Below are 20351 nucleotides of genomic sequence, written 5' to 3' on the forward strand. Positions count from 1 at the left end.
TGAGAGGTGGTGGCATGACTCAGCACTTGGGCGAGGCGAATGTCGAGCAATCGGACGACGCCCCGCAGTCGAACGGTGCCGCCACCGGAGGAGAACAGTCGAAGCAGAGCAAGCCGGCGGGCAATGGCGCGCAGCCGCGTCAGCCGGGCACCTCCGCCGCCGTACCGACCTCCGCGTCCCGCCGCGTCCGTGCCCGCCTCGCCCGCCGGATGACCGGTCAGCGCGGCATCGCCGCGGTCAAGCCGGTGCTCGAGCCGCTGGCCAGCGTGCACCGCGAGCTGTACCCGAAGGCGAACCTGACGCTGTTGCAGCGCGCGTTCGACGTGGCCGACGAACGGCACAAGCACCAGTTCCGCAAGTCCGGCGACCCGTACATCACGCACCCGCTGGCGGTGGCCAACATCCTGGCCGAGCTCGGCATGGACACCACCACGCTGGTCGCGGCGCTGCTGCACGACACCGTCGAGGACACCGGCTACTCGCTCGAGCAGCTCACCCTGGACTTCGGCGCCGAGGTCGCGCACCTGGTCGACGGCGTGACCAAGCTGGACAAGGTCAACCTCGGCGCGGCCGCCGAGGCCGAGACCATCCGCAAGATGATCATCGCGATGGCGCGCGACCCGCGGGTGCTGGTGATCAAGGTCGCCGACCGCCTGCACAACATGCGCACCATGCGCTTCCTGCCGCCGGAGAAGCAGGCGAAGAAGGCGAAGGAAACGCTCGAAGTCATTGCGCCGCTTGCCCACCGGCTCGGCATGGCGACGGTCAAGTGGGAGCTCGAGGACCTCGCGTTCGCGATCCTGCATCCGAAGAAGTACGACGAGATCGTGCGCCTGGTCGCCGACCGGGCGCCGTCACGCGACACATACCTGGCCAAGGTGCGCGCCGAGATCGTGAATACCCTTGCGGCATCCCGGATCAACGCGATCGTCGAGGGCCGTCCGAAGCACTACTGGTCGATCTACCAGAAGATGATCGTCAAGGGTAAGGACTTCGACGACATCCACGACCTGGTCGGCATTCGCATCCTCTGCGACGAGGTGCGCGACTGCTACGCCGCGGTCGGCGTGGTGCATTCGCTGTGGCAGCCGATGGCGGGCCGGTTCAAGGACTACATCGCCCAGCCGCGCTACGGCGTGTACCAATCGCTGCACACGACCGTCGTCGGTCCGGACGGCAAGCCGCTCGAGGTGCAGATCCGCACCCAGGACATGCACCGCACCGCCGAGTTCGGCATCGCCGCGCACTGGCGCTACAAGGAAACCCGCGGCAAGCACTCCAACGACTCCACCGAGGTCGACGACATGGCGTGGATGCGCCAGCTGCTCGACTGGCAGCGGGAGGCGGCCGACCCGGCCGAGTTCCTGGAGTCGCTGCGCTTCGACCTGAAGTCGCCGGAGATCTTCGTGTTCACCCCGAAGGGTGACGTGATCACGCTGCCGCAGAAGTCGACTCCGGTGGACTTCGCCTACGCGGTGCACACCGAGGTCGGGCACAAGTGCATCGGCGCTCGGGTGAACGGGCGACTGGTCGCGCTGGAACGACAGCTGGAGAACGGTGAGGTCGTCGAGGTGTTCACCTCGAAGGCGCAGAACGCCGGACCCAGCCGGGACTGGCAGAACTTCGTCGTCTCGCCGCGCGCCAAGGCCAAGATCCGGCAGTGGTTCGCCAAGGAGCGCCGCGAGGAGGCGCTCGAAAACGGCAAGGAGCAGATCTCCAAGGAGGTCCGCCGGGTCGGGCTGCCGTTGCAGCGGTTGATGAGCGTGGACGCGATGACCGCGGTCGCGCACGAACTGCACTACACCGACATCTCCACCCTGTACACCGCGGTCGGTGAGCATCAGGTCTCCGCGCACCACGTGGTGCAGCGACTGATGGCGCAACTCGGCGGCATCGGTGACGTGGAGAACGAGCTGGCCGAGCGGTCGACCCCGTCCACCACGCCGAACCGGCAGCGCACCACCGGCGACGCCGGCGTGCTGATCCCCGGCGCCTCCGGCACCGTGGCCAAGCTGGCCAAGTGCTGCACCCCGGTGCCCGGCGACGAGATCATGGGCTTCGTGACCCGTGGCGGCGCGGTCAGCGTGCACCGCACCGACTGCACCAACGCAGGCTCGCTGCGGGATCAGGCCGAACGCATCATCGAGGTGTCCTGGGCTCCGTCACCGTCGTCGGTGTTCCTGGTGGCCATCCAGATCGAGGCGCTCGATCGCACCCGCCTGCTGTCCGATGTGACGAAGGTGCTGGCCGACGAGAAGGTGAACATCCTGTCCGCGTCCGTCGCCACGCACGGTGACCGGGTCGCGATCAGCAAGTTCACCTTCGAGATGGGCGACCCGAAGCACCTCGGGCATCTGCTCAATGTGGTCCGGAATGTGGAGGGCGTCTACGACGTCTACCGCGTCACTTCCGCGGCGTAGCAGACGAATGTTCCGGGCCCGCCTGAAATAGTCCGGCAGGGTCAGCTCCCCTTGACGTGTCAATTGTCCTGCGTGTAGCAACCTCTCGGCGAACCATTCGCGCAGACCGGGATATCTGCATGAATGCCGAAGCCTTCGGGCGAACGGAAGCTGGAGTCCCGGTAGGGATTTGGCGTTACGGGTGGGTCGCCGAGCGGTTGCTCTCGTTTTCGGACCGCCGGAAACTTGCCGGGTAGGTTTGCTCGGCACGCGGGAATGTGTGAAACCCGTTTCGGCAGTTCATGGAAAGTTTTCGGCGACGCCCCGGCAATAGTCGGAATCTGTTACGGTCTATTGCGTTTCATGGCGTTGAGGGTAACTGCGGCAACACGGATTGATTGCGGATCGCTATGACTGATTATGCGGCAAGAGTCACGGGGGTGCTGACAGCACTCGCCGTGACGGTGGCTACGGCGGGTACCGCCGTGGCCGGTCCGTCGAATCCCGCAGGCCCCTCGACCGATATCGCGCTCAGCGCGTGTCCGGCATTGTACGCCTTGGGGATTCAGGGCACCGGCGAATCGTCACCGGATGCCGCACCGTCCACCGACACCGGCATGCTGTCCACCGTCTTCCGGCCGATGCTGGCCAAGGCCACCGATCCCGGACTGGTCGATCGGGCCTACGTGCCTTACGAATCCGGCTTCGGCGGGGCCACCGCGGGCGGCGCCGCGCCGTACGCCGAATCGGTGACCGGCGGGCTGGCCCGGCTGCGCACGATGGCCAAGACCGTCGCCGATCGCTGCGTGGACACCAGGTTCGCGGTGGTCGGCTATTCGCAGGGCGCGCACGTGGCCTCGATGTTCGCCCAGGAGGTCGGGCAGGGCCAAGGCGTGCTGCCGGCCGAAAAGGTCGCGGCGGTCGCATTGTTCGCCGATCCGACCCGCAACCCGGGCGCGCCGCTGTTCCCCGGCTCGCCGGGCAAGGCATCACCGGATCCGGCGCCCGGCACCGCGGGCGATCAACTCGCCGCGATCGCCGCGCTGCCGCAGATCCCCGCCGACGGCGGCGGCATCGGCCCGGATCGGGACCGGGCGGCCAACTTCGGCGCGCTCACCGGCCGGGTGGCCAGTTTCTGCGCGGCCGGCGATCTCGCCTGTGACGCACCGTCGGGCGCGCCGATCCTCAAGGCGGTCACCAATGTCGTCGGCCAGTCCAAGCTGAGCGGCGGCGACCCGATCGCCTCGCTGGTCTCGATCGCGCAGGCGCTGGCGTACACCTCGATCAAAACCGCGACCAAGGTCGCCAACGAGGACATCCAGGGCAACTCGCTCGCGACGCTGGCCATCTCGCCCAAGAAGTCGATCTCGCAGCGCCTCGCCGACGCCGCCGACCCCCGCACCCCGCTCGACCTCCCCGCCGCGCTACAGGCGCTGCTGAAGGTCGGCATGATCGGCCTGAACGCGGTCGTCACCGTGGTCAAGGCGGTGATCAACCCGTCGACCATCGCCGAACTCGCCACCGCTGGCCTGTCGAACCCGCCCGCCGCGCTGCTGTCGCTCGGCACCAAGCTGGTCGGCGCGGTCGCCCAGCTGGTCCCGCCGACCACCGGAGTCCGCCTGGTCACCCAGGCGTTCGACGCGGTGGTGCAGAACATCACCGACAACAGCCAATTGCTGAACACCGCCACCTGGGTGCGGTACTGGGACACCATCCAGCGGCACGGCGCGTACAACACCGCGACGGTCGCCGCGAACGGCGACACGCCGACCGCCTTCGTCGCCGACTGGTTCGCCGCGATCGCCCGCGACATCGCCGGTGCGTTCGGCGCGAACAGCAGGCCGGCGGGCGGCGCGGACAAGCCGCCGACGGGATTCTTCGGCGAGCGATCCGGCGCGTCGACTACGCCTAATTCATCCGGTACGGGACAATTTCCGTTCGGGACAGGAGCCGAAGGCGCCTCATCCGGCGGCGCGACGTCGATTCCGCCCACCGATCGACCCGGCACACCCAACACCTACCCGTTCTCCACGAACTGATCGCCGAGAGGGTCCGACGATGAGCTATGTGCCTCGCGCAGCGGGAATGGGGGAATGTTGAAGTCGTACAAAGAACTGTCCCGGTGGTATGCCGCGTTGGAGCCGGAGACCGCGCCGGTGCCGCCGAGCGCCGCGGGGGTGCCGCTCGACGACGACGGACCGGCTCGGTATCCGCACTACATTCGCGACGAACCGCAGCCCGAGGTCCCCGCCGATCTGCCGCAGCGCAGCGAGTTCACCGGCGGCTGGTCGGACTGGGTCGGCCGGGCGCCCGGCCCCGACGACGACTACGTCCCGCGGGACGCGGACCTGGTGCGTTTCCCCTGGCCCGACGACGAGGATTACGACGACCCGCTGGACGAGCCGCGACCGCGCTCGTCCAGCGCCTTGCGACTGGAGGCGCGCGCCAGGTACGCACGGCGCGGACGCGTGTTCGTCGTCCTCGTCATCGCCGTGCTGCTGCTCGGCGCGGCGGCCGCGGGTGTGCTGTTCCTGCTGCACACCTCGAACTCGCGCGCCGCGGCCCCGCGGCCCCCGGTCAGCTGGGCCTCGATGCAGTTGCCCGCGAACAATGCCCAGGCCGGCGTGAGCACCGACAGCCTGCGCGGCAAGTCGCAGGCCGGCGTGACCACCTACCGCGCGACCGGTCCCTGCCCGACCGAGCGCACCGCGACGATCGTGCGCGGCGCCGAAACCGGCGGCACCGCAACGGGTCCCGACGCTATCCTGGCGTTCCAGTACGCGTACTACGTCGAGCGCTCCGGCGAACAGGTCCGTCAGGTCGTCGCGCCGGACGCCAATGTCTCACCCGCGCAGACGATTCAGCGCGGCATCGATACCATCCCCGTCGGCACCACGCACTGCGTACGGATCGTCACCATCTCGGACAATCGGTACTCGGTGGAGGTCACCGAGTACCGCCCCGGCGGCGTGCCCGCCACGTACAACAAGCAGACGGTCACCACCGCGGTGATCGACGGCCGCACCCTGATCACGGGCATCGCGGCCGGATAGAGGAGAGCAGGAAGCGATGGGAGAGGACTGGAGCCGCTGGCTCGACGAGGCGCCCGAGCCGGGTGAACCGTCGAGCCGGCCTGCGCGCTCCAAGGCTCCGGTGGTGCGATTGCGGCGCGGCAAGGGCAGCGGTTCCGGCGCGGAACAACCCTTGCAGCGGCCCATCCTGGTGGTCGGCGGCTGCGGTGGTGCGGGCACCACTACGACGGCGCTGGGGATCGCGGGCGAGCTCGGCATGGCGGGTACCCCGACCGTCGCGGTGGACGCGACGGCCGCGGGCAGCGACCTCGCGCTGCGCGGCGCGGACGAACACCTGCACCCGATCAGCCTGCAATCGTGGCTGTACGGGCGCGGTGACGACGAACCGGCACCGCTGAAGGAGTGCCTGTCCCGGGCTACCTCCGGAATCGGTTTACTGTGGCGCGATTCCGCGCCGCTGCGCAGGCGGGCGACCTATCTCACGGTGGCGCGCGCGGTGTACGACTCCGGCTTCACCGCGGTCTACGACGGCGGCAACCCGATTGCCGGACGGCAGCTGCGCCCGCTGCTCGACGACGCGGATGTTGCTCTGGTGCTTGCCATTCCGGCGCGCGCCGACGCCGCGAACCGGCTCCGGGTCACCCTGGAATGGCTCGACGACCAGTTCGGCGACTCCGCGGAGGGGCAGGGCGGCGGCATCGTCGGCGACACGACAATCGTTGTCTCACACCAGCATCCGGGTACCGAGTCCGGCGTAGCCGAGCATTTGCGCGAACATCTGTCCGGCTGGGTCCGCGATATCAGGGAGATCCCCTACGACCCGCACCTCGCCAGGGGTGAGCTGGTCCGGCACGCGTCGCTGGCTCTCGATACGCGCCGGGCGTATGGGCGGCTGCTGGCCGGGGTGGCATCATGACGGCCGCCATGAAGTTTCGCCGTCAGACCGAATCCGCGCCCGCGGGCGTCGTCGCCCCGCCGGAGTCGCGCCGCGCGCCGATCTGGGACCGTCCGGTGCCCGGGGTCGGCCGCGCGCCGCTGGTGTGGGTGATGGGTGTGCACGGCGGCGCCGGAGCCAGTAGCCTCGCGCATGTGCTTGCGCCGGCGGCGGATTCGAGCCGCCGCTGGCCCGGCGTCTACGACCGCGAATCCCCGTTCGTCGTGCTGGTGGCGCGCGAGACCATCGCGGGTCTCACCCGGGCGCATGACTTACTGCGCCAACATCATTCGGGGTTCGCCGGCTCCTGCGAGGTGCTCGGCCTGATCACCGTCGCCGCGCGCCCCGGCCGGTTGCCCGCGGAGATCCGGCGCTACCGCGACGTGGTCGGCTCGCTGGCCGGGCAGCTGTGGCAGGTCCCGTGGTACGAGGAATGGACGCTGGTGGAACCGGAGAAGCTGCCGGTGTGGGCGCCCGGTGACCCGCTGCCATCGAAGAAACGCAAGATCGACCCCTTGGAAGAGGTACCGCTCGATGTCCGGGAGCTCGGCGCCGACATCGTGGCGGCGGCTCGAACGGCACTGGAGGAGGCGCAACTCGGCGATCCGGCGCAGGACCGGGCAAGCAGAAAGCCACCCGATCAGTGAACGTACGCATCGAATCGGCGACGACTCAACTACTTTCGAGAAAGGCACCCGATGAGCACGATTCTCCTCGCCGTGCAGGACACGTACGGCACCGTACTCGCGCAGGTCGGTAATCCGACGCCCGAGGCACCTCCGGGCTCGGAGAAGATCCTGCAGCTGGTGCGCTACCTGACCTGGTTCGTGCTGCTGTCCGGAATCTGCGGAATCACCTACGCGGGCGGCAAGTTCGCGTGGGAGAAGTGGACGGGCGGCGGGCTCGAATCGCCGAAGATGGTGGCCGGCGCCATGATCGGCGGCGTCGTCGCGACCAGCGCCGGCACCATCATGAACGCCGTTATTGGAACCTGATGTCCGACATATCTACCGTGCGCGCGTCGGCAGCCGAGCTGCTGGCCTACAAACAGATGCCCGCCGAGGTGCTGGAACCGCTGATGCAGCTGCTGAACTGGCTGCTGTGGTTCGTGCTGCTGGTGTGTCTGGCCTGGATGATCCTCTCCGCGGGCAAGCTGTGGATCGCGTTCCGCAGCGACCTCGCGATGAACGACGCCTCGCACGGGGTGCTGATGAGCCTGCTCGGGGCGATCGTGGCGAGCACAGCGTCGGGAATCGCGCTGGCTTTCCTGCCGACATGACCGAACATCGGGGGACCGCGGGGGCGTTCGGCGCGATCGTGCTGATCGCCGCGGTCGGCTGCGGCGGTGGCGACGGCCGCTCCGGGCCCGACCTGTCCGCAGCGCCGACCGGGGTGCGGTGGCAGCCGTTCCAGGGTGTGCCGCTGCCGCAGACCGACCAGGGGCCGAAGTCGACAGCCGACGGCGCCGCGACCGGTTTCGAGCATTCGCCGCGCGGAGCCGGCGTCGCGGCGATCACCCACGCGGTGCGGTTGGCCGTGGCCGCGGACAGTCAGTGGGCGAAAGTGGCCGCGCGGGAGGTGGTTCCGGGCGCCGCGAAGGACGAGTGGGCGGTGAACCGGATCCAGCTGTCGATCAGCGGGCCGGCCAGCCCCGACTACGCGCCGCGGGTGCTCGGCTACAAGGTCACCGGCTACACCGACCAGCGCAGCACCGTGGACGTGCACACCGAGTACTCGGACAACTCCAAGGCGGTGAACCACACCACCGTCGAATGGTTCGGCCAGGACTGGCGCTTACGCCTGCCCGATCCGGGCGCCACCGAGAGACCTATCGACGCGATCGACGTAATACCTGATGACTCAGTGAAATTGGAGGCACCGAAGTGACCGAGAAGGGGTCGTACGCGCGTGATCGCGTCTCCTTCGGTGCTGTCGCGTCCGCAGCCGTGCTGGCGCTCATCGTGATCGTGGGAATCGTCGTCTACATCAGCCGGGACGACAGCAGCCCGGCGGTCAGCGGGCCCGCGCCCGCCGAGTCGGCCGGCGGCACCGGCTTCGCCGCCCCCGAGGTCGACATCCTCGGCCGGCGCGTCGACGTGCCGAACAATGCTGCCGGACAACCGCTTCCGCAGGACCCGACCCGGCAGCGCAAGCCCTCGGACGGCGACTGGCTGACCGCGGCGCCGGCGGGCACCACCGCGGCGCACGGCTGGCAGCGGGTGTACGGCGCGTCCGTGCCGTTCTCCACCTCCGACGGGCCCACGCGCATCGAAGACGGCCTGGCCGTTGGCTATTCGCACACGCCGCAGGGCGCGGTGCTGGCCGCGGCGCAGATCACCTACCGGCTCAACGCCCGCCCGGCCGACCGCGATCTGTACGTGACGCAGGTGCGCGTCTCGGCTCAGCAGATCGCCGCCTACGACAAGGCGCTCGGCAGCAACAAGCTGCCCGAGCAGCAGCCGGAGCGGGTCACCAAGTACTTCGTCGCCTCCGACGCGTTCAAGGTCGACGACTACGCCGACGACCTGGCCATCATCCGGCTCGCCTCGCGCGGCCCGGTGGTCGACGGCAAACAGTTATGGGCGGCGATCCGCCTGGTGATGGTCTGGGATGCCGGCGACTGGCGACTCAAGCCATCGACGTCCAATACCGCACAAACCGAGTACGTCGAATCGCTGAGCGGGTGGACGAAATGGTGAGCACGATGGGCAGGACACGACGAGAACACGATGGCCGACCTGCGGAGCAGCGAGGGGTGCAGACAATGGTGAGGCGACTACTCACGATCTTCGCGGTCATCTTCACGGTGATGATGGCGACGCCGACCGTGGCCTACGGACAGCAGTACGGCTTCGACGAGACGTGCAACGAGATCCACGACACGCTCGACAACGTCGGCCTGCCCGGCATCTCCCTGGGCGATGCCGCCTCCGCCGCGTGCAAGGCGGGCAATGCCGCCTCGCATCCGGGCCAGGCGGCCACCGCGGTCAAGGACAAGGCGTGGGACTCCACCTTCGGCAAGGTGGTCGACTCGCTGATGAACGGCCTCGGCGAGGCCATCATCCTGGCGCTGACCTTCTGGATGAAGGTGCCCAACGAGGCGGCCAGCGACGGCGGTTCGTTGTTCACCAAGATCAACGAATACACCTATCAGGCGCAGATATTGCTCTTGATCGCCTCGGTGATCCTTTCCGGCGCGCGCTTGGCCGAGGCCAGACGCGGGGCCACGATGAACGAGGCCGCCGAATCGTTCCGGATGTTCGCCAGGGTGGTGTTCAGTTCCTGGATGCTCGGCGCGGTGATCGTCGCGGGCACCCAGGCCTCGGATCGGTTCGCCGAGTGGATCATCAACGACTCGACCAACGGCAACGCCAAGGACCTGGCCGAGCTGATGGTCAAAACCAGTAAGCTGCAGGCGTTTTCGCCGGGCCTGGTGCTGATCATCGCGATCGTCGGGTTGCTCGGCGCGCTCGCGCAGATCGTGCTGGCCATCGTCCGGCAGGGGTTGCTGATCATCGCGGCCGGTGTGCTGCCGCTGGCCGCGGCCGCGTCCGGGATGAACGTCGGAAAACAGTCCTACCAGAAGCTGATCGGCTGGATCATCGCGTTCATGCTGTGGAAACCGGTGGCCGCGATCGTCTACATGATCGCGTTCACCACCGCGGGCCACGTGGATTCGCTGACCGGCACCAACGGTTTGCCGGATGGTGAACAGGCGCAACGGATGCTGGTCGCGATCGTGCTGCTGTGCAGCGTCGCGTTCGTGCTGCCCGCGCTGATGCGGCTGGTCACGCCCGCGGTCGCGATCGTCGGCAGCGGCGGTTCCGGTTTGACCGCGACCGGCGGCACCTTGCTCGCCGTCGCCGGTCTGGGTGCCATGGGCACCAAGGCCGTTGGCGTGAAAGGCACCGCGGCCTCGGGCGCGCCGGGGTACGTCGGCGGCAGCGGCGCGGGTCCGCGCCCGCCGGGCGGCGCGGGCGGACGCGGCAGCGGCGCCCCGCGCCCGACGCCGCCGCGCGGTGGCGGCGGTCCGGCCGGTGGTGCGGCACCGCGCGCCTCCGGGCCCCAGGGCGCGGCGGGAGTACCGTCCGGTGCGACCAGGGCGGCGGGGCGGATCGGTGCGGCGCGGGCCGCGACGAGCAGCCTGAACCGTGCCGACCAGGCAATGGGTGATGTGGCCGGTGACCGTTGGGCGAATCGCTCGCCCGACCTCGGGAGGAGCACCATTCCGCGATGACGATGACGACGAACGATACCTACGAGCGTCGCTCGTACGGGCTGTGGCAGAAGCCCCGCAGCGCAGGACTTTTCGGCCTGCGCTGGGAAGAGACCGTGATCGGCTTCGTGGTGGTGATCACGGCGTTGATCACCGCGATGGTCGGCGGCTTCAAATGGGGTTTGATCGTCGGAGTCACCGGCGTCGTGATCATGGTTCCACTGGTGTGGCGGACCGGGGGCCGCTCGGGCTACGAGACGGGATTGATGATGTTCAACTGGATGCGCTCGCGCAAGAACGGCGAGCACGTGTACCGGGGTGGCCGGTTCTCCCGGATCCCGGGCGGCGTCACCCGGCTGCCGGGCCTGCTCGCGCCGTCGAAGCTCTACGAGGGCATCGACGCGGGCGGTTACAGCTTCGGCATGATCCACCTGCCGCAGTTCGCCCAGTACACGGTCGTGCTGCGGGCCTGGCCGCAAGGCCACGAGGCGGTGGATCAGCCGGTGATCGACCGCTGGGTGTCGGCCTGGGGCACGTTCCTCGCCTCGGTCGGCCAGACCAGTGACATCGTCGCGGTCGTGCCGGTGATCGACACCGTGCCGGAGACCGGAAACCGTTTGCTCACCGAGGTTTCCACGATCACCCGGCCGGAGGCGCCGGAGCTGGCGCAGCAGGTGATGTACGAGCTCGCCACCGAGCTGCCGCAGGAGCGGGTGCAACTGCTGCCGCGCGTGGCGATCACGTTCAAGGCCACCACCGCCGAGCGGCGCAAGAACCCGGCGGAGGAAGCGGTCGAGATCGGCCGCAGGCTGCCCGGCATCTGCGCGGCGCTGGCCGAGGCGGGCGTGCGCGCCCAGCCGATGTCGGCGGACGAGGTCATCGCGTTCATCCGGCGCAGCTACGACCCGGCCTCGCAGGCGGACCTGGAGGTCGCGTCGAGCGAACCCGAGGGCCACGGCCTGGACTGGGCCGACGCGGGCCCGGTGTCGCACGACGAGAAGTGGGACCACTTCGTGCACGACGGCGGCCGCTCGGTCACCTGGGAGATGGACGCCGCCCCCGAGGGCGCGGTGGACGAGCGGGTGCTGCAACGGCTGCTCGCGCCCAATCCCGAAGTGCCGCGCAAGCGCATCGCCATCGTGTACCGGCCGCACTCGGCCGCCGACGCCGCCGAGATCGTCGACGACGACTTCAAGAACGCGCTGGTGGCCCAGCAGAGCGAACGCGGTGTGGTGTCCGCGGCGGCGACCCTGCGGGTGGGCGCCACCCAGCAGGCTCGCGAGGAGCAAGCCCGGGGTCACGGTGTGACCCGCTTCGGGGCGTTGGTGACCATCACCGAGCCCCTGCGCGGTGATCTGCCGCGTATCGAAGCCATCACGCGCGACCTGTCCACGCAGGCGCGGTTGAAGATCCGGCGGTGCTACCGCTACCAGGCGGCGGCCTTCGCGGCCTCGCTCGGTTGCGGGGTGATCCTGCCGGAGCACGCGACAATTCCGAAGGCACTGGCGGGGTGAGTAATACATGGCACGTGACTTCGAGCCACCCGTACGCGACCGCGACGAGCCAACGGCCCGGCGCGACCGGTGGCGCGACGAGGACGAGTGGGGCGAGCGCCCCGGGCGCGCACGGCGATTCGGCAGGGGCGCGGCGCGGGTGACGGGCGACGACCGGTCGGGATTGGACGAGATGTCCGAGCGGGAACGCGCGCGGGCGGCGGCCGAACGCCGGGCCCGGGCGGAGAGCGCCCGTGCCGACGGGTCGCGCCCTGATCGGTCACGTGCCGAAAACGGCCGGGGCGAACGCAGTTCGGACCGGGCGCGCGGCGACGCGGCGCGCAACGCGCGCGCGCGCGACGGCGAGCGTCCGGCGCGCGGCGACCGGTCCCGCTCGGGCCAGCCGGATCCACGCGGCGGGCGGGCCACCCGCAACGGCAGGCCGGAGCGCGGCGTGCAGGACCGCAACGGTTCGCGGGCGGGCCGTAATCCGCAGCGTCCCAGCAAGACCGACTACACCGCCGACCGGGCCATGGGCACGCCGGTGATGGACAAGGCGGCCTTGCGCGCCAAGGCGAAGGCCGACCGGCGCAAGAACTCGGGGCCGCCGCTGCTCGACGAGGTGACCAGGGCCAAGCTGGAGATGATCGTCCGCGAGCAGACCGGCCTGCGGGCGGCGTTCGCGCAGTTCCGGATTCGCACCGACGACATCCGCAGGCGCAACTACGCCGCGCGCGCCGAGCAGGTGTTCGAGGACGGATTCGACCGCAGCACAGCCCAGCTCACCGATCGCGGATACGCGGGGGAGGGCGGCGGCCGGATGAACGTGGTCGGCCGTCCGGTCGAATACCGGGCCACCACAGCGCAGGTCGCCGGTCTGTGGCCGTGGTCGGTCGGCGCGGGCGCGCCGCTGATCGGCACCCCGCTCGGCTCGCATCTGCACACCGGCGCGCCGGTCTGCTTCGACCCGATGAACTGGTTCATGCGCGGCAGCTTCATCACCGCGCCGAGCCTGTTCGTGCTCGGCCTCAACGGTTTCGGCAAGTCGTCGCTGGTGCGCCGGATCGTGCTCGGCGGCATCGCGCAGGGCATCACGCCGCTGATCCTGGCCGACGTGAAGCCGGACTACCGCAAGCTGGTCGAGCTGGTCGGCGGCCAGGTGATCGACCTCGGTTACGGCCACGGCAAGCTCAACCCGCTCGCCGCCGGGGTGCTCGGCGCGGTGGTGCCGCGGCTGGATGACCATCCGGCACTACAGATTCAGGTGCTGCAGGATCTGCGGGCGCGGCAGGTGACGCTGATCGCCGGCCTGGTCGAGCTGGTCCGCGGCGCGCGGGTGCGCGACTACGAGGAGACGCTCATCGCGACCGCGCTGCGCATCCTCTACCAGCCGGGCAGCGGCTACACGCCGGACCAGCCGCCGATCATGGAGCACCTGCTGGAGGTGATCGTCGCCGGCGGTGAGGAATTGATGCTCGACGCGGGCGCCGACGATCCCGAGGAATACAACAACGCGATCAAGAACCTGCGCCGGTCGCTGCGCGCGCTCACCCAGGGCCCGTTCGGCGCGATCTTCAACGGCCAGACCTCGGTGCCGATCGACACCGGCGCGGTCGCGGTCTGCATCGACGTCTCGCACATCCCGACCGGGGACAAGAAGCTCAAAGCCGCGGTGATGCTGGCCTGCTGGGCCGACGGGTTCGCCTCGGTCGAGGCCGCGCACGTGCTGTCCGACGCCGACCTCGGCCCGCAGCGCTACTTCCAGGTGGTGATGGACGAGCTGTGGCAGGTACTCGGCCTCGGCGATTTCATGGTCGACCGCGTGGACGAGCTGACCCGATTGCAGCGCGGCATCGCCACCTCGCTGATCATGATCAGCCACACCATCAAGGACCTGCAGGCGCTCGGTTCCGAGGCCGCCATCGCGAAGGCGCTCGGCTTCCTGGAACGCGCGCGCGCCAAGATCTTCGGCGCGCTGCCCGGTGAGGAGGTCAAGCGGCTCGACAGCATCGTGCCGTTCACCTCCGCCGAGGAGCAGATGGTCACCGGCTGGTCGGCGCCCCAGGCACTGACCGGTGAGGCGCTCAAACCGGGCCAGCAACGCCCGTCGCCGCCGGGTACCGGCAAGTTCCTGCTGAAGATCGGCGAGGATCGCCGGCCGGGCATTCCGTTCCACATGGAATTCACGCTCTCGGAGAAGGAGAGCGGCATCCACGACACCAACCAGCGGTTCAGCGAGTTCACCGAATCGACCGCCCGAGGAACGGATTCGCCGAGCGGGAGTGCCGCATGAGAGATCAGCCGAGAAGCGGGTTATCGATGCACCGCCGCGCGGGGAGGTGGATCGGATGATGCCGCACCGCTCCTACCGCCGGGTGTCGCCGGAGGTGCGCCAGGCCGCCGTCCAGCAGGTCGTCGCGCTCACCGCGCAGATGAGCAGCGAGTCGGAGGCCTGCCGGGTGGTCGCCGAACAGATCGGCGTGCACACCAACTCGGTGCGCAACTGGGTGCGCGCCGCCGAGGGCCCCAGCCTGGAGCGAATGGACGCCACCGCACTGCGCCGCAAAGTCGCTCTGCTTCAGCAACAGCTGGCCGCCGCCGCCGAGATGAACCGCACCCTGGCCGACACGCTCAACGAATCCCGGCGCGGCCAGTGAATCCTGGCCAGACCCGAGACGCCGTTCACCCGGTCCACCGGACCCGGGGTGCCCTTCGGTCGCCCCGGGCTGTCCGGGTGCCGGACGCCCCCGGCCGGTCCGACCGGCTGAAGGGCGCCCGCGGCCGGGTGGCGGGTGCGGGGCTGCGGTGACCGGAAAGGCGCTGCTGTGGGGAGCGCTCGGTGCGGTGCTCGCGTTGATGACCCTGGTGGTGGTTATCGTGTTGCCCTCGGTCGACGATCCGTGTGAGGGAGCGGGGCTGCTCGGCACCCAATCGAATCTGCCGCCGCTGGGCGGTTATCCGCCGGGGGATCCGCGCGCGAATCCGTCCGGGACGTCTACCGCGCCGCCGACCGAGTTCCCGTTCGGCACCAAGGCGAGTCCGGCGGCGGGAGCGGCACCGGTTGGGCCGCAGGCGAATCCGACCAGCGCCGGCACGCCGTCGCTCGCCGTCGGCGCAGGCCCGATCCGTCGCACGTTGCCGCTGGCGGTCGGAACCTTCACGGTGTCCGACGTTTTCGGCGCGCGCGGCGGCACCCACCTCGGGGTCGACCTCGCCGCCACCGACGGCACCACCATCTACTCGGTCTCCGACGGGCGCGTCGTAGCCGCCGGTCCCGCATCGGGTTTCGGCAACTGGGTGGTCGTCGACTCGGTGGACACCAACGGCCGCGCCTACTCCGCCGTCTACGGCCACATGTGGGACTCCGGGGTGCACGTGCGGGTCGGCGATTCCGTGACCGCGGGACAGCCGATCGCGCAGGTCGGCTCCGCGGGCGAATCCAGTGGCCCGCACCTGCATTTCGAGATCGTGCCCGGCGGCCGGTTCACCGGCGGCCGCCAGATCGACCCGGTGCCTTGGCTGGACGGCGCGCCGACCCCCGATGTCGGTGGCGCGCAGGCGTTTTCCAACGACCCGCGCTGCAGCCGCGGTTTCGGCAGCGCGGGTGGCGCGCTGGCCGCGGGCAAGGTGCCGCCGGAACTGGAAATCTGGTACCGCCGTGCGGGTTCCCTGTGCCCGCAGATCACCCCCTCGCTGCTCGCCGCGCAGGGCAAGCAGGAGTCCGGCTTCCGCCGCGGCGCCACCTCGCCCGCGGGCGCGCAGGGCCTGGCGCAGTTCCTGCCCAGTACCGCGGTCAGTGTGAACCCGGATGACGGGCAGCCCTACGTGATCGATGCCGACGGCAACGGCACCGCGAGCCTGTGGGACGACGGCGACGCGATCATCGGACAGGGCCGCTATATGTGCGCCATCGCGCACAAGATCATGCAGTGGGAGGCCGAGGGCAAGGTACGGGGCGACGTCACCGCGCTGACCCTGGCCGCGTACAACGCGGGCGAGGGCGCGGTGCTCGCGTCCGGCGGCATGCCGAATCAGGTTGCCGCGCATCTGTCCGAGACCCAGCCCTACGTGGCGAACATCCTCGCGATGGAGGCGCAGTACCGCGCGCCCGGCGCGCTCGGACGGTTCGACCCGAAGCAGGGCGGCGGCGGAAGCCAGATCGTCGAGGCCGCGCACGACTGGCTCGGGCAGCCGTACGTGTGGGGTGGCGGCGGACCGCAGGGGCCCAGCGGCGGCGGCATGGACGGTCCCGGCCTGACCTCCGCCGCGGTCTTCGCCGCCTCGTCCGGCTCGGTGACGTTGCCGCGCACCGCCGAACAGCAGTGGGAGGCAGGCGTCGAGGTGCCGATGGGCAAGATTCAGGAGGGGGACTTGGTGTTCAGCGCCTTCGGTCCGCGCGGGCCCGCGCAGGTCGGCATCTACTCCGGCAACGGGCGGATGATCCAGGCGGTGCCCGGCACGCGTGGCGGCGGCGGTGTCGGTGAGGTGCAGGTGCCCGGCGACGCGCGCGCGAGGAGGGTTCTGTGAGTACCCGTTCCGAACACGCGACACAGAGACTCCCGATGTGTCGGTCCGTGCGGCTAGCCTGGAATAACGGCGGTGCGAACGGGCCAGGAGGCGGTAGCTTGCGTGCCCAAGCGGGACCCCGCGAGCGTCGCACCTCGAATGCGGTACAGGTACGCGTGAAACTGGTGGTGATGCTGGTGGTGAGCGTCGCGATGCTGGGCGCGGCCTGCGGTCGCGGAGACCGCGCGGACGCGGGATCCGGTGGGGCGCACCCGGCCACGTCAACGACCCGGTTGCTGGAGGGGGTGCCCGCACCCGATCCGATCACGCCCGACGGCGTCGCGGTGGCCGCGCTGAAGGAGATCTACACCTGGCAGCCGGCCACCGAAACCCAGGGCGCGTCGCTGGCACGTGCCCGGAAATGGCTGGGCCCCAGCCTGATCCGCATGCTGGACGCCGCACCGACCGGGCTGGAGACGCCGAAGGCGACGTTGCAGTGGTCGGACTGGGCCACCGCCAAGGCGAACGTCCAGGCGTTCACCTTCGCCTCCGGCGAGCAGGCGCCCGCCGGCGGCGATCCGAACCTGCAGCAGTTCAAGATCGGGATCGAGCAGACCGTGGTCTATCCGAACGGCCGCAAGGAACCGTTGCCGCCGGCCACGGTGATCGCCACCGTGGTGCGCACGCCCGACGGCTGGCGGCTCGACGCGTTCCGCTGAACACCGAGACATTTCCCGTACCGAAAGTAGGAGGCAGACATGGCGAAGAAGCCGGTGAAGGATCCGGCCGCGGTCGGGCCGGACACGACCATGATCCTGCTGTACGCCGGAATCGCGGTCGTGGCGACGCTGTGGATCGCGCTGCACCTGGGCAACATGCTGGCGGTGACCCCGCAGTCCATCCCGATCAATCCGATCGCCATCGTCGCGGATCTGGTCCGGGGCAAACTGCATTGGCCGCGCGCGTCCACGGTGATCGTGCTGCTGGTGATCCTGGCGCTGGTGGCCTGGGTGGTCGTGCGCAAGCGGCTGGCCAAGCGCAAGACGATGGGCAGGCTGCCGGTCGATGACAAGGCCGATGTCATGGGCCAGGGCGGTGCCATCGCGCACCTCACCGCGAAGGGCGTGCGGGAGAAGGCGCAGCAGCTCGGGGTGCGGCTCGGCAGCGAGGACGTGCCCGGCGTGCCGATCGGCATCGGCATCGCCGACGGCGAGATGCTGTACGGCTCCTACGAGGATCTGCACCTGGACATCTGGGGCCCCCGGCAGGGCAAATCGACCTCGCGGGTGATCCCGGCGATCCTCACCGCGATCGGCCCGGTGCTGGCCACCTCCAACAAGCGCGACGTGGTCGACGCGACCCGAGATGTGCGCGAGGCCAAGGGCAGTCCCACCTTCGTCTTCGACCCGCAGGGCGTCGCGGGTGAGGAGGCGACCTGGTTCTGGGATCCGCTGGCCTGGGTCAACGCGCGGGTCGAGGGCTGTGAGATGCGGGCCGCCCGGCTGGCCGGGCACTTCGCCGACGGCGACGACGGCTCCGATGCCAAGACCGACGCGTTCTTCGATCCGGAAGCCGAGGATCTGCTCGCCGGGCTGTTCCTGGCCGCGGCCGTCGGCGATCGCAACGGCAGCCGGCCGATCGTGCAGGTGTGGGAATGGGTGACCAACCCCGGTGACACCGAGCCCATCGAGCTGCTGCGCGCGGCGCGCCACCACTACACCGCCTCCGGTCTGGCCTCCCAGTACAACGCCGACTTGCGTACCCGCAGTGGCATTTTCGGCACCGCCAAGAAGATGATCCGCTGCCTGAAGCTGTCCAACGTGCACCCGTGGATCACCCGCGGCGGGGATCGCCGGGAGTTCGACGAGCTGGAGTTCATCGAACGCAACGGCACCCTGTACAGCCTGTCGCTGGAGGGTCGCGGGTCGGCCGCGCCGCTGGTCAGCGCGCTCACCGAGGCCGTGATCGACGTGGCCATGCGCAAGGCCTCGCAGTCGCTGGGCGGCAGGCTGCCCATCCCGCTGCTCGCCGTGCTGGACGAGGCCGCGAACGTGGTGCGCTGGAAGGATCTGCCCAAGCAGTACAGCCACTTCGGCTCGCGCGGCATCGTGGTGATGACCGTGCTGCAATCCTGGGCGCAGGGCGTGCGCTGCTGGGGCGAGCCCGGCATGAACGCGCTGTGGGCCGCCGCGAACATCAAGGTGCTCGGCAGCGGCGTGGACGACACGAACTTCCTGCGCGAGCGTTCCGAGGCGATCGGCGACTACGAGGTGGTGTCCGCCTCGGTGTCGGAATCCTCAGGCGGAAAGAGCTATTCGCGTTCGCTCGGGTCGTCGAAGACGTTCAGCGTGCAGGCGCTGGCCCAGTTGCCGCGCGGACGGGTGATCGTCTTCCCGTCCGGCGCGCCGCCGGTGCTGGTTCGCACGGTTCCCTGGTGGGAGGGCGAGTACGCTGCCGAGGTGACGAAGTCCATCTCGCACCACGATCCGCAGCGCAAGACGGAGATCGGTGACCTGATGCCGGGCACGCCCTCGCTGAGCAAGGGCGCCCCGCCGCCGGAGTACGGGACGATCGAGGAGGTCAGGCCACTGTGAGTGGGCGCAGCGAGCGAGCTTCGGACGCAACGCTTTTGGTCGTTGTGCGGCTGAGTGAGGTGGGTTCATGACCGAGCAGCAGCAGCAACCGATGATCTACGCGAGCGTGGTGGAGTTCGTCGAGAACTACCTGAGCCTGGTGTATCGGCGGCAGGTCACCGATCTCAGCGACACGGTGTGGTGCCCGGAGTGGTGGCAGCACGCCGAGGCGATCGCCCGGCTGGACGCGATGTGGCGGGCCTGGGAGCACTTCCGGCTCGATGGGGCAACGGGATTGAGCGTGTGGTTCCTCGATCACGCGGATCCGCACATGGCCAAGCTGTTCGATCCCAAGGGGCCGTTCAAGTACTGCAGCGTGCGCAACGGGCACAAGGACATGCTCAGCCCGCTGCCGTTGAAGTCGCCGCAGCACGGGATGTTCGGCGACCCGACCATCGGCGACTTCCGGATGTAGCGCACAGCGCGAAAAGTAAACGCCCGCTTGATAAGCGGGCGTTTCTTCGGGCTGCGGCTAGCGGGTGCGTTCCAGGCCGCGAGACTCTTGTTCGCGGGCCCTGGTGACGGCCGGCGCCTCCTCGGGGCGGGTACGAACCGCCTCGATCGGGGGTTGCGCCTGGCCGACCTCGATCAACATGCGCACTGCGGCGAGTTCGGGCGCGACGCCCATCTTCGCCAGGTGCGCGGCGATCGCCATGCGACGTTCGGGGGAGTCGTATTGCAGCACCGGCGGTTTGGCGTGCGCGGCGGCGGCGATGCCCGCCATGCGGGTCGCCTCGGCCTGGGCGCTGAAGCGGTCCTTCTCCAGCGACACACCGCGTTCCGGGATCGGCTTCTCGATCATCCGGGCCAGCTCGGTGTTGCGCGGGTCCTTGGCCTTGGCGTCGCGGGCCTCGCGGATCTGCATCTCGCGGGCCTCTTTCATCCTGGCCTCGGTGACCTTGACGCGCGCCTCGGCTTCCTTTTGACCACGCTCGCGGGTCCGCAGCGCGACCAGGGTCGCAAGCTGCAACATTGTCCTCATCATGGCCGCTGTCTCGCGGCCGATGTCGTCCAGTTCCTCGGACATGGCTGCTCCCCGATGCTGCAGTGATCACTATGGATGTTGTGGTGCTTCGTCTGGACACCGCCAGGGGACTGTAGTCCGTCCGACGATGCCCCGGCTGCAAACGTGGACACC

General features: G+C 69.6%; 18 protein-coding genes. 17 read left to right on the forward strand and 1 reads right to left on the reverse strand.

Annotated elements, in window-relative coordinates:
- The first annotated feature begins 14 nt into the window (after positions 1 to 14).
- The 17 genes from ACFQ9K_RS37410 (at position 15) to ACFQ9K_RS37490 (ending at position 19628) form a co-directional block, all read left to right on the forward strand.
- Complete coding sequence (locus ACFQ9K_RS37410; RefSeq protein ID WP_378722168.1) at positions 15 to 2420, forward strand: RelA/SpoT family protein; 2406 nt, start codon at positions 15 to 17, stop codon at positions 2418 to 2420.
- Positions 2421 to 2809: 389 nt separating this feature from the next.
- Positions 2810 to 4438, forward strand: coding sequence for a cutinase family protein (locus tag ACFQ9K_RS37415; RefSeq protein ID WP_378722167.1), 1629 nt, complete (start codon positions 2810 to 2812; stop codon positions 4436 to 4438).
- 54 nt (positions 4439 to 4492) lie between these two features.
- On the forward strand, positions 4493 to 5452 hold the full coding sequence (locus ACFQ9K_RS37420) for a hypothetical protein (protein WP_378984227.1): 960 nt from the start codon (positions 4493 to 4495) through the stop codon (positions 5450 to 5452).
- 16 nt (positions 5453 to 5468) lie between these two features.
- The gene (locus ACFQ9K_RS37425; protein WP_378726706.1) at positions 5469 to 6347 is read left to right on the forward strand and encodes a MinD/ParA family protein; all 879 of its coding nucleotides are present in this window, start codon (positions 5469 to 5471) and stop codon (positions 6345 to 6347) included.
- Positions 6344 to 7012 (forward strand): hypothetical protein, encoded by a 669-nt coding sequence (locus ACFQ9K_RS37430; protein ID WP_378726704.1) that lies wholly within the window; start codon positions 6344 to 6346, stop codon positions 7010 to 7012. Before ACFQ9K_RS37425 ends, ACFQ9K_RS37430 begins: the two co-directional genes overlap by 4 nt.
- 51 nt (positions 7013 to 7063) lie before the next feature.
- Entirely contained in the window at positions 7064 to 7360 is a 297-nt protein-coding gene (locus ACFQ9K_RS37435; protein WP_014351788.1) for a hypothetical protein, read from the forward strand.
- Complete coding sequence (locus ACFQ9K_RS37440; protein WP_378726702.1) at positions 7360 to 7644, forward strand: hypothetical protein; 285 nt, start codon at positions 7360 to 7362, stop codon at positions 7642 to 7644. Before ACFQ9K_RS37435 ends, ACFQ9K_RS37440 begins: the two co-directional genes overlap by 1 nt.
- Entirely contained in the window at positions 7641 to 8252 is a 612-nt protein-coding gene (locus tag ACFQ9K_RS37445; RefSeq protein WP_378726700.1) for a hypothetical protein, read from the forward strand. The genes ACFQ9K_RS37440 and ACFQ9K_RS37445 overlap by 4 nt, the downstream gene beginning before the upstream one ends.
- A complete protein-coding gene (locus tag ACFQ9K_RS37450) occupies positions 8249 to 9064 on the forward strand; it encodes a hypothetical protein (protein WP_378726698.1) in 816 nt (271 codons plus the stop codon). Before ACFQ9K_RS37445 ends, ACFQ9K_RS37450 begins: the two co-directional genes overlap by 4 nt.
- A gap of 65 nt (positions 9065 to 9129) precedes the next feature.
- The gene (locus ACFQ9K_RS37455) at positions 9130 to 10602 is read left to right on the forward strand and encodes a hypothetical protein (protein ID WP_378984230.1); all 1473 of its coding nucleotides are present in this window, start codon (positions 9130 to 9132) and stop codon (positions 10600 to 10602) included.
- A 2-nt stretch (positions 10603 to 10604) separates the two neighbouring features.
- On the forward strand, positions 10605 to 12095 hold the full coding sequence (locus tag ACFQ9K_RS37460) for an SCO6880 family protein (protein ID WP_378722964.1): 1491 nt from the start codon (positions 10605 to 10607) through the stop codon (positions 12093 to 12095).
- Between the two features lie 7 nt (positions 12096 to 12102).
- Positions 12103 to 14367: a hypothetical protein gene (locus ACFQ9K_RS37465; protein WP_378722949.1), complete on the forward strand. Its 2265-nt coding sequence runs from the start codon at positions 12103 to 12105 to the stop codon at positions 14365 to 14367.
- A 55-nt stretch (positions 14368 to 14422) separates the two neighbouring features.
- The gene (locus ACFQ9K_RS37470; protein WP_378722951.1) at positions 14423 to 14731 is read left to right on the forward strand and encodes a transposase; all 309 of its coding nucleotides are present in this window, start codon (positions 14423 to 14425) and stop codon (positions 14729 to 14731) included.
- 148 nt (positions 14732 to 14879) lie between these two features.
- On the forward strand, positions 14880 to 16601 hold the full coding sequence (locus ACFQ9K_RS37475) for a peptidoglycan DD-metalloendopeptidase family protein (RefSeq protein ID WP_378722952.1): 1722 nt from the start codon (positions 14880 to 14882) through the stop codon (positions 16599 to 16601).
- Positions 16602 to 16756: 155 nt separating this feature from the next.
- Positions 16757 to 17299 (forward strand): hypothetical protein, encoded by a 543-nt coding sequence (locus tag ACFQ9K_RS37480; RefSeq protein WP_378722953.1) that lies wholly within the window; start codon positions 16757 to 16759, stop codon positions 17297 to 17299.
- Between the two features lie 39 nt (positions 17300 to 17338).
- Positions 17339 to 19174 (forward strand): type IV secretory system conjugative DNA transfer family protein, encoded by a 1836-nt coding sequence (locus ACFQ9K_RS37485; protein WP_378722954.1) that lies wholly within the window; start codon positions 17339 to 17341, stop codon positions 19172 to 19174.
- A 67-nt stretch (positions 19175 to 19241) separates the two neighbouring features.
- Complete coding sequence (locus ACFQ9K_RS37490) at positions 19242 to 19628, forward strand: DUF4913 domain-containing protein (protein ID WP_223885542.1); 387 nt, start codon at positions 19242 to 19244, stop codon at positions 19626 to 19628.
- 57 nt (positions 19629 to 19685) lie between these two features.
- Here ACFQ9K_RS37490 and ACFQ9K_RS37495 read toward each other — a convergent pair whose 3' ends face one another.
- Entirely contained in the window at positions 19686 to 20240 is a 555-nt protein-coding gene (locus tag ACFQ9K_RS37495; protein ID WP_378722955.1) for a hypothetical protein, read from the reverse strand.
- Between the last annotated feature and the right edge of the window lie 111 nt (positions 20241 to 20351).

The organism is Nocardia sp. NPDC056564 (assembly GCF_042793755.1).
In the GTDB taxonomy this organism is placed as follows: Bacteria; Actinomycetota; Actinomycetes; order Mycobacteriales; family Mycobacteriaceae; genus Nocardia.

Bases quoted from the DNA above. Each gene is read 5' to 3' on its own strand.
- ACFQ9K_RS37410 (WP_378722168.1), top strand. From the start codon at position 15: ATGACTCAGCACTTGGGCGAGGCGAATGTCGAGCAATCGGACGACGCC.
- ACFQ9K_RS37415 (WP_378722167.1), top strand. From the start codon at position 2,810: ATGACTGATTATGCGGCAAGAGTCACGGGGGTGCTGACAGCACTCGCC.
- ACFQ9K_RS37420 (WP_378984227.1), top strand. From the start codon at position 4,493: ATGTTGAAGTCGTACAAAGAACTGTCCCGGTGGTATGCCGCGTTGGAG.
- ACFQ9K_RS37425 (WP_378726706.1), top strand. From the start codon at position 5,469: ATGGGAGAGGACTGGAGCCGCTGGCTCGACGAGGCGCCCGAGCCGGGT.
- ACFQ9K_RS37430 (WP_378726704.1), top strand. From the start codon at position 6,344: ATGACGGCCGCCATGAAGTTTCGCCGTCAGACCGAATCCGCGCCCGCG.
- ACFQ9K_RS37435 (WP_014351788.1), top strand. From the start codon at position 7,064: ATGAGCACGATTCTCCTCGCCGTGCAGGACACGTACGGCACCGTACTC.
- ACFQ9K_RS37440 (WP_378726702.1), top strand. From the start codon at position 7,360: ATGTCCGACATATCTACCGTGCGCGCGTCGGCAGCCGAGCTGCTGGCC.
- ACFQ9K_RS37445 (WP_378726700.1), top strand. From the start codon at position 7,641: ATGACCGAACATCGGGGGACCGCGGGGGCGTTCGGCGCGATCGTGCTG.
- ACFQ9K_RS37455 (WP_378984230.1), top strand. From the start codon at position 9,130: ATGGTGAGGCGACTACTCACGATCTTCGCGGTCATCTTCACGGTGATG.
- ACFQ9K_RS37460 (WP_378722964.1), top strand. From the start codon at position 10,605: ATGACGACGAACGATACCTACGAGCGTCGCTCGTACGGGCTGTGGCAG.
- ACFQ9K_RS37465 (WP_378722949.1), top strand. From the start codon at position 12,103: ATGGCACGTGACTTCGAGCCACCCGTACGCGACCGCGACGAGCCAACG.
- ACFQ9K_RS37470 (WP_378722951.1), top strand. From the start codon at position 14,423: ATGATGCCGCACCGCTCCTACCGCCGGGTGTCGCCGGAGGTGCGCCAG.
- ACFQ9K_RS37485 (WP_378722954.1), top strand. From the start codon at position 17,339: ATGGCGAAGAAGCCGGTGAAGGATCCGGCCGCGGTCGGGCCGGACACG.
- ACFQ9K_RS37490 (WP_223885542.1), top strand. From the start codon at position 19,242: ATGACCGAGCAGCAGCAGCAACCGATGATCTACGCGAGCGTGGTGGAG.
- ACFQ9K_RS37495 (WP_378722955.1), bottom strand. From the start codon at position 20,240: ATGTCCGAGGAACTGGACGACATCGGCCGCGAGACAGCGGCCATGATG.